The following is an 8,814-nucleotide window of genomic DNA, read 5'->3' as shown; positions in this document are numbered from 1 at the left end:
CTATCTAATTGGAAACCACGAAACAAGAGTACAAAAAGATCTTAAAAGAAACCACGAGTTGTATGGCTTAGATGTATTAAAATTAGATAATTTATTAAGAGTTAAAGATTACGGCATACATCTTTGTTATGATTGGACACATAAAAATATGTTGTTTACGCATGGAAGATATACAACTAAGTATTCAGCAAATAAAGAATTAGAAGTTAATGGTATGTCAGGAATTAGTGGTCATGTACATAGACATACAGTCCATAGTAAGACAGATAGAAATGGTATGAAGATTTGGATTAGTACACCTTGTATGCAAGATTTCACTCAACAAGAATTTGCACCTAATCCATCATGGCAAACTGGATGGGTTAAATTATTCTTTGATAGTAAGAACTTAACTGGTTATGAGGTGGTATTATTATGAAAGCAACAGATACACAAATTGGAGGTAATCATTATAAGAATATGAAGATTCAACCAATTGAATTTATCTTGAAAAATAATTTAGATTATGCACAAGGTAATGTTATTAAATATATTTGTAGATATAAAGATAAGAATGGTATTGAAGATTTGAAAAAAGCAATTCATTATATTGAATTGTTAATTGAAGGTGAAAAAGAATGACTAAAATATTATTGACTGGAGTTACGGGATTTGTAGGACACCACTTTGTAGAAGAGTACTTGAAGAATACAGATTGGGATATTGTGGGAATTGGTAGATTAGACTACTCATCAAAGAATGGATTTGATAAATTAAGAGACATTAAAGCATTTGATAGTAATAGAGTAACTGTATTTACTCATGATTTGAACACTCCATTTGGAGATGGGTTGATTAAAGAAATTGGAGATGTGGATTACATACTTCATGTTGCAGCAGGTTCTCATGTTGATAATTCAATTAAAGACCCAGTACCATTTGTAATGAACAATGTACAATCAACCTTAATGGTATTAGAGTATGCAAGAAAACTTAAATCATTAAAGAAGATGTTATATTTTAGTACAGATGAAGTGTATGGTACAGCACCTGAAGGAGTTAACTATAAAGAAGGAGATAGATTCAACCCAGGTAATCCATACTCTGCAAGTAAAGCAGCAGCAGAATGTATTTGTATGGCTTATGCTAATACATACAAGGTACCAATTGTGATTAGCAACTCAATGAATATCTTAGGAGAAAGACAACATCCAGAAAAATACTTTCCATTAGTTATGAATAAAGTATTGGATGGAGAAGAAGTTCAAATACATGCTAATCCAGAGCTTACTCAAGCAGGTAAGAGACATTATATCCATGCAAGAAATATAGCCAATGCAATTAAGTTTATCTTAGAGAAGACTTCTGATACCTTAAATCAAGAAAATGCAGCAGAGGGTAGATATAATGTTGTTGGAGAGAAAGAGTTTGACAACTTAGAGTTAGCACAATTGATTGCTAAGTTTATGGATAAACCATTGAAGTATAAGATGATTAATTTCCATGAGAGCAGACCTGGACATGATATGAGATATGGTTTGGATGGAACAAGACTTAAAGAAGCAGGTTGGGAACCACCTCATAAAGTAGAAGATAGTATTAAGAATATTATCAACTGGACATTAAAGGAGGAAAATATAAAATGGTTAGGAAGATAAATAAAGATGGACAAGGAAGACCTAATATAGTTATTCCAACAATTAGGGATAATGAATTCTTCAAAAAATTTTTAATTAAATGGCAATATGAATTTGAAGGTTGCCATTTAATAATCATTGAAGATAGGAAGAAGAAACAACTGAGTAATTTTTTAGAAATGCACTCAACAATTCATAAATATACTTATGAACTGTATGATTGGAGAGATATAGATAAAGACTTAGGAAAGAATAGTTGGATAATCCCAAGACAAACAGATGGAGTTAGAAACTATGGTTACTTAATGGCTTATAAGAATAAACCAGAATTCATTGTAACTTTGGATGATGACTTAGAACCATTAGATAAAGGACATATTATGAAGTTTTATAATAAGCTATTTACACCTTCAAATATTGACCCAATTTATTTTAGTACAATGAATGGAGAAGTACCAAGAGGTTCTATTCATTCAGGAGACAATGAAGTAGTTGTAGCTCATGGAACTTGGGTTAACGTTGCTGATTATTCAGCTAAACAACAAATAGCTTATGAAGGATTGAATGTAGCTAAATGTGAGGATTTTTATGATGGACAAATACCACGTGGATGTTTATATTCAATGTGTGGTATGAACTTAGCTTGGAAAACACATTGGACTAAGTATATGTACTTCCCTTTGATGGGTACTAAATATCCTATTGATAGATGTGGAGATATTTGGGCAGGTTACTATTCAAAGCTACTTGCAGACTTAGATGGTAAGGTTCATGTAACTGGTTATCCAATGGTAATCCATAATAGAGCATCTAATCCTTGGACTAATTTAAAGAAAGAAAAAGGAGAAGATGTATTGGGTAAAGAGTTTATTAATGTAATGCTTTATGACGCTGAACCAACCCATGAAGTGGAATACTTTAAGAAATTAAAGAAAGCCTATATCATTTGGGAGGAACTAATAAATGACATTGACAAAGGAAATAGTGATTGCTAAATATAATGAAGATATTAGTTGGATTGATGGTGTAGATGGTTATAAAATAACTATTTATGATAAATCTAAAGACATACCAAATATTGGTAGAGAGAGTCATACCTTTCTTTACCATATATGTCTTAATTATCATAATTTATCAGATTTAACAATATTCACTCAAGGTAATCCATTTGACCATTGTGAAATGTTTATAAAGAAAATAAAAGAAATTAATATTAAAGATAATTATACGCCTTTAAGTGATAATATGTTACTGGTTAAATCTGGAGCTAATACTATGTATAAAGACCCTAAACCAATAAAGAAGTATCAAGATTTATTTGAGTTACCAAATGTTAAAGTATCATTCCCTTATGGTGCAATAATGGCAGTTAAAAAAGAAGGTATATTAAATAGACCATTATCTTATTACTTAAAGTTACTTACTTATGTAAGTTTTTCTGATGAATATACACATTCATTAGAATATTTGTGGGGGCAGATATTTAAATGATAATAATAGCAAGACTTAATGAAGATGTGAATTGGGCAAAGGAATATAACCATTTCATAGTTCAAAAAGATGTTCACTTACCTAATATAGGTAGGGAACCATTATCTTATATATGGTATATAATTAAATACTATGATGAATTGGAAGGTATTTATATATTCTGTCAAGGTAATCCATTTCACCATTATAAAGATGCTCATACTGTATTTGAACATCCTGAACCTGGGTTCAATTGGTATTCAGATATGGCAGAGATTCAATCAGATTTAGATGGAAGACCTTATGACAATGGTTTGGAGATAGATGTCTTTTTAAAGAATTGTGGTATTGAATGTAAACAAAATGGTTTCTTCTTTAATGCAGGATGTTTCTTCAGTATTGAAGCTGAACAGATTAAGAGAAAACCTAAAAAGTATTATGAAAGAGTATATAAAGCTTTATTAATGACAAATAAAGCACCTTGGGCTTTTGAAAGAGTAGTATATATAATATTTGGGGTTGGTAAGTATGAAAACAATAAAAGAAGTATATGATTTAGAAGAAAAGATTAAAGAAGCAATAGATTATAAATTAGGATATGTTAAAAGAGCATATGAAGTGAGAAGATTTAATATAATGTATGATAAGAAGCATAAGAAACCTGAGTATGAAGCAGTATTAGGTGTTGATAGAATAACTAATGATGCAATCTTATTAAAGTATGAAGCAAATAGAGTTTATACAATGGGTAGATACTTTGGTAGATACCATAATATAAATAAAGTTAAAGAGATGCCATTGAAATGATAGAATTAAAACAAGAATATAAAAAGAATGGGTTAATTCTCAAACAGTTAGAGAAGGTTGCCAATAAGGCTATTTACGAGGTCTTTTTTAAAAAGGTATTATTAGGTTATGAAACCATAATCGTTCGTTCTGTGAACAGTAATGGCAACCTTACAGAACGTTACCCAGGTAATGAAGAGTTCGGATTGTATGGATGGTCATATCAACACTATGATATGGCAAAAAAGAAATATAATGAAGTAGGGTGTGATTAACCATCACATCTACTATATTCACAACCTTCTTTTGGACATTTCCAACATCCATATTCTGATACCATTGAAGTACCACACAATTGACATCTCATATTACTTACCTCCTATTTACTTATAGCTACGACTATTGTAAAAAATAAAAAGAAAAAAAGAATGGCTATTAAAAGCCATTCATCAAATTTACTTGATTTTAACAAGTTCTGCTTCACCGTCTTCTACAGAGATAACTAAGTGATTATATTTCTTATCACCATCATCTTCATATTTGACTTTGATTTCAAACTTGTATTCTTCATCATCAAAATCAGATTTAAGGATTTCAATATCTTCATAATCTGAGTAGACTTTAACTAATTCTACATCATCTTCATCAGATACTATTCCTTCATCTTCAAGTTCATCAGCAATATCACCGTTAAACTCTTCTTCAATGAATTCTAAAGCTAGTTTTAAAGCAGCATCTTCTGCTCCAACTTCTTCTTTGCATTCAAGTAAGTCTTCGTACATAAGTCTATCACAAGCAACTTTTAAGAATGCTTCGTCTTCAACTTCTGTGATTACTTCCACAGGTACTTCAACTTCTTCAACTATTGTATTGTTGACTATCTTCTCAACTTCTACAATCTTTTCTACCTCTACAGGTACAATTACATCTTCATAAATAGTTTTAGGGAACATGACTGCTCCAGCTATACCACCTAATCCGATACCAGCTACTGCAATTAAGCCAATAGCTACAGCTTTTTTTGTATTTTTTTCCATATATATCACCTCATGATTTATGTTGGAATGTTATGGGTATATCTACTAATTAGTTAATTATTTATATAGATATTACCTTTTGATAGATTTATTCAAGTTTTGTTGTAGTTATCAATCTTAATGCAACCATTAAAGCTCCCATTAATGTGATTGATGCTCCAACCTCAATTTGTCCTTGTAACCATTGGAGTAATCCCATGACTACACTAATCACTGCTACCCACAGTGTTTTTGATTTAAAAAATGATTTTGTATCTTTACTAACTGGTTTTTCCATAATTATCACCTATTTCTTTCTGGTATAACTTAATCCTTTATAAGCTTTTATATTCTCGAAACTATAGTTTCCATTGGTATAATAAACAATCTTCAATCCAAAGTCGTGTATACCTAATATATCATTTATAAACTGAGCTGTTGAATCAAGTTGTTTCTTTGCTTTAGTTCTTTGACCTTTACTACCTTTCAATTCAATTGCAGATACATAAGGGTGTTGATATACACATATTAAATCAGCTAATTTATGATATTGAACTGAGTTGTCATACATCCATATTCCATCTTTTATTATCCAACTAATCTCTTCTCTTTTTTCCCCAACCAAATTAAGATGTGTTACTAAGTTCTCAAGGTATTGGTCATGACTTAAAGCAGTTCTATGTTTCACTTTTTATCACCAAACTTAAAACCCATTTTAGGAGGTTCTTTATATTTAGTGAAGTCTATTTTATTTTCCAATTCATATGTTCTTAATATAAAATATGTTGTATCTTGTAATGACATTAGTTTAGCATTATAGTTATTTTTATATTTAGTATACCATATATTATATTGGTCTAATGCAATATCATATATATCTTCTTTTGTTTCACAAATTGGAAAATCTCTTATTATTAAATCAATATATTTGAATTCTTCTTTGGATGAAATAAATGTATTTAGGGCATTGTCATAATTGTTCATAATTATCTCTATACCTTCTTGTGACATATTTACCTCATAATCTTGGTTTTCTACAATTACCACATATTGCATCAGTATCTGTCATACTTGCATTCATGGTATCCCCACATTTAATACATTGTACTCTAAATATCATCTATCCAATTCATCATCTTTAAAGATTAAATCCTTATTCCAACTGAACCAAATGTCATAATATTTCTCTGCATCATCCCATAATTTCCATTTAAGGGATTCATCAGCCCAATAACACCAATCTAATATATACCATTTGTTGTCAGATTCTCTTAGGTAAGTAACCCAACAATGACCTCCTCCTTTAACATTACCTGCATTTAACCTTATTCTCCAATAGGGAATACCTGATTTGAGCATTATGTTTGCTAAATAGATAGCTCCATCTTCACAATCCCCCATGCCAAAGTGTTGTGTTTCAAATGGAAATAACCATACTTCGTTTTCTTTGAATTGTTTTGTATCAGAGATGTATTGTATATCTTTAATTGTTCTTTTTAAAGCATTCATTGCTTTTGTGTCATCATTTCCAGTTAGTATTCTTGGAATTGAACTATCATTTACCCAAAATATTCTTGGGTCAACTGGTATTCTTTGTGATTTACTAAATCCTGGTCTTGCAGGATATTTGTAATTAATTGAAGGTCTTTTATTATTCCAGTAGGTTTCCAATTCATCTACTTCATCAAACATATCAAATAATTCATCTATTTCTTTTTCTGCATCTTCAAGTTCTTGTTTGAATTGATTTATTATTTTTAAGTTCTCTTCAATAGTTATATCTTTTTGGCTTATTACGAATTGGTAATCTAATATAGCTGATTCTAATTCAAGTATTTTATCTTCAAATTCTTTATTATCTAAAGCAAGAATCTTCTCCCAAATAGATTTAAACCAGTTCATTTTAAAATTGTAATACTACTAATGATTCACAATCCACCCTTGATGTACCTGCACCATTATTATTACTTCCTCCAATTTGAATATAATTAGTTGAAGACCATGTTGGACTTGTCACATATTTTATTATTGTCCATCCAGAAGTCCATCCTGCATTAATCCCAGCTACAGAATCAAAAGACCTTTGAATACTTTTCTCACTTGTATTGGAAGTTATAGTAGTAGATGCACCTGCCCTCAAAGTTATAGTTCCATTATTTGGTTGAATCCCACCACCAGTCATTCTTAATACTCCTGTTGCAAAAACTAATACACCATTAGTTACTGTATTCGCAGGAATTGTCACTTCCCCAATCTTTGTTTCAGTTGAAGCACTTGTACTCCCTAATGTTTGGTCTTGTCCAATATAATCATATCTTGGAAAGTATGTAAGATTTTCATTAATTTCACTTGCTAATGCTGGAGTATCTCCACTAAAAGTTGTATATGTCATTTTCTTTTCACCTATTATTGTCCATTAACCTTTGCTATATTAGCAACTGCTATTCCATTTATTTTTGAGGGATTTGTCACTCCCAATATTGTTCCTGTCCATCCTGTTGGAGGAGCAGCACCTGAAAAAGGCCATTGTTGAGCTGCTCCTGGACTTCCTGAATTATAAAGATATTGCACTTCTCCAATTGATAATGGTATTGCAAAATAAACAGCTTCATCTATATCTCCTTTAAATGGACTTATAACCCCAAAATTATTATAATTTCTTGCACCTATATAAAAATTATCTATTCCTGTACATTGGTCAAGCCACGCAAGTTTATCTGTTGTAACAAAAAATGCCTGTGCTGGTTTTGCACCATTAATATATAAAACTGCTTCAGTTCCATCCATAACAAGTGCAACGTGTAACCATTCTCCTGTCGGTAAAGCTGAATCTGTATCAACTGCCCATTGTAAAGTTCCACCATCTTGAACAACTGCTGTTAATACACCTGTTGTTTCTAAATATAATTGTATTCTTTCATTTGCATTAGTATCTCCAAATGACATTATTTGTCTTATAGCAGCATAATCATCAATATAAATCCATGCAGCCATAGTTCCTTGTTTTGTTCCAGCTACATCAGTGACTAAACCATTGGCAGAAATATCATCATTACTTCCATCAAAAGAATATGCATTATCAATTTTGCCAGTTACTCCAGATGTAGCACCAGTAACAGTTCCATCATTATCTGAAACTGAATCAGTTGCATCTTCCATTTTCCAATAAGACACACAATTTATACCTAATGATTCTTCAGTAGTTCCATCAACAAATTCTAAATTTGTTTCATCATAAGTAGTTGCTCTGCCTTGTGAATATAAATCTGATGCTTCTTGTAATGTTAATGCTCTATCCCACAAACCCACTTCATCTATATCTGCTGGACATAAATTAGCACTTCCTCCTGTTAATGAACCAATTGTAAATTCTCTTGAAGCATCTGCCATAGTACCTGCATTATCAGTTGATTTTGTTAATGCACATAAATTTCCATTTACATATAAATTTAAATCTGTTCCATCCCATGTAGCCATACAATGGTACCAAGTACCAGTTGAACTCATTTGATTATCAGTTGCTGTATAAGATTTAAATAAAGTACCTGAACTGTTATATAAATCTACTCTAAAATAATTAGTATTAAGTTTTGATAAAAAGAATCTACTATTATTTCCACCAACTGCAAATGAATAACTATCTAGCATATAATCTGTTGCACCTAAGCTATCCCAATTTACCCATAGACTTGCTGTCCAATTATTTGCTATTCCTAATGTAGATGAAGTAATATCTATATAATCATTACTTCCATCAAATGAATAACAATCTCCAATTATTCCTGTAGCTCCTGATGTAGCTCCATTATTAGTTAAATCTAATGAACCGACACTATCAGTTAAATCTTCCATCTTCCAATAATGTACTAAGTTACCTGCTAATGGTTCTATAAAAGTATCTAAAGCTTCATTGTAAGTAAGTCCTT

Annotated in this window: 15 protein-coding genes; 8 read left to right on the top strand and 7 right to left on the bottom strand. The window is 30.9% G+C overall.

Features of this window, described 5'->3' with window-relative positions; genetic code table 11:
* From Q0617_RS13030 to Q0617_RS12995, 8 genes are all read left to right on the top strand, one after another.
* A partial coding sequence (locus tag Q0617_RS13030) for a hypothetical protein (protein WP_298753772.1) occupies positions 1-418 on the top strand: 418 nt, incomplete at its 5' end.
* The gene (locus Q0617_RS13025; protein ID WP_298753771.1) at positions 415-621 is read left to right on the top strand and encodes a DUF3310 domain-containing protein; all 207 of its coding nucleotides are present in this window, start codon (positions 415-417) and stop codon (positions 619-621) included. The genes Q0617_RS13030 and Q0617_RS13025, both read left to right, overlap by 4 nt.
* Positions 618-1,637 carry a GDP-mannose 4,6-dehydratase gene (locus Q0617_RS13020; protein ID WP_298753770.1) on the top strand — a complete coding sequence of 340 codons (1,020 nt, stop codon included), beginning with the start codon at positions 618-620 and terminating at the stop codon, positions 1,635-1,637. Before Q0617_RS13025 ends, Q0617_RS13020 begins: the two co-directional genes overlap by 4 nt.
* Positions 1,622-2,611, top strand: coding sequence for a hypothetical protein (locus Q0617_RS13015; protein ID WP_298753769.1), 990 nt, complete (start codon positions 1,622-1,624; stop codon positions 2,609-2,611). Before Q0617_RS13020 ends, Q0617_RS13015 begins: the two co-directional genes overlap by 16 nt.
* A complete protein-coding gene (locus Q0617_RS13010) occupies positions 2,580-3,107 on the top strand; it encodes a DUF3431 domain-containing protein (protein WP_298753768.1) in 528 nt (175 codons plus the stop codon). Before Q0617_RS13015 ends, Q0617_RS13010 begins: the two co-directional genes overlap by 32 nt.
* Positions 3,104-3,640, top strand: a complete 537-nt coding sequence (locus tag Q0617_RS13005; protein ID WP_298753767.1) for a hypothetical protein — start codon at positions 3,104-3,106, stop codon at positions 3,638-3,640. Before Q0617_RS13010 ends, Q0617_RS13005 begins: the two co-directional genes overlap by 4 nt.
* Positions 3,615-3,893, top strand: coding sequence for a hypothetical protein (locus Q0617_RS13000; protein ID WP_298753766.1), 279 nt, complete (start codon positions 3,615-3,617; stop codon positions 3,891-3,893). Before Q0617_RS13005 ends, Q0617_RS13000 begins: the two co-directional genes overlap by 26 nt.
* A gap of 131 nt (positions 3,894-4,024) precedes the next feature.
* A complete protein-coding gene (locus Q0617_RS12995) occupies positions 4,025-4,147 on the top strand; it encodes a hypothetical protein (protein ID WP_298753764.1) in 123 nt (40 codons plus the stop codon).
* Between the two features lie 180 nt (positions 4,148-4,327).
* On the opposite strand, the gene Q0617_RS12990 is transcribed toward Q0617_RS12995, so the two are convergent.
* From Q0617_RS12990 to Q0617_RS12960, 7 genes are all read right to left on the bottom strand, one after another.
* Positions 4,328-4,909, bottom strand: coding sequence for a hypothetical protein (locus tag Q0617_RS12990; RefSeq protein WP_298753763.1), 582 nt, complete (start codon positions 4,907-4,909; stop codon positions 4,328-4,330).
* Between the two features lie 88 nt (positions 4,910-4,997).
* Positions 4,998-5,186, bottom strand: coding sequence for a hypothetical protein (locus Q0617_RS12985; protein WP_298753762.1), 189 nt, complete (start codon positions 5,184-5,186; stop codon positions 4,998-5,000).
* A gap of 9 nt (positions 5,187-5,195) precedes the next feature.
* On the bottom strand, positions 5,196-5,576 hold the full coding sequence (locus tag Q0617_RS12980) for a hypothetical protein (protein ID WP_298753761.1): 381 nt from the start codon (positions 5,574-5,576) through the stop codon (positions 5,196-5,198).
* On the bottom strand, positions 5,573-5,944 hold the full coding sequence (locus Q0617_RS12975) for a hypothetical protein (protein WP_298753760.1): 372 nt from the start codon (positions 5,942-5,944) through the stop codon (positions 5,573-5,575). The genes Q0617_RS12980 and Q0617_RS12975 overlap by 4 nt, the downstream gene beginning before the upstream one ends.
* A 60-nt stretch (positions 5,945-6,004) precedes the next feature.
* On the bottom strand, positions 6,005-6,790 hold the full coding sequence (locus Q0617_RS12970) for a transglutaminase-like cysteine peptidase (protein ID WP_298753759.1): 786 nt from the start codon (positions 6,788-6,790) through the stop codon (positions 6,005-6,007).
* Position 6,791: 1 nt separating this feature from the next.
* A complete protein-coding gene (locus tag Q0617_RS12965; protein ID WP_298753758.1) occupies positions 6,792-7,280 on the bottom strand; it encodes a hypothetical protein in 489 nt (162 codons plus the stop codon).
* Between the two features lie 14 nt (positions 7,281-7,294).
* Positions 7,295-8,814 (bottom strand): LamG domain-containing protein (locus Q0617_RS12960; RefSeq protein WP_298753757.1); only part of this gene is annotated, 1,520 nt, incomplete at its 5' end.

This window comes from uncultured Arcobacter sp., from assembly GCF_937982575.1.
Lineage (GTDB): Bacteria > Campylobacterota > Campylobacteria > Campylobacterales > Arcobacteraceae > Arcobacter.
Note: the sequence above shows the minus strand (reverse complement) of the source record. Positions and strands in the feature narration are given on the sequence as shown.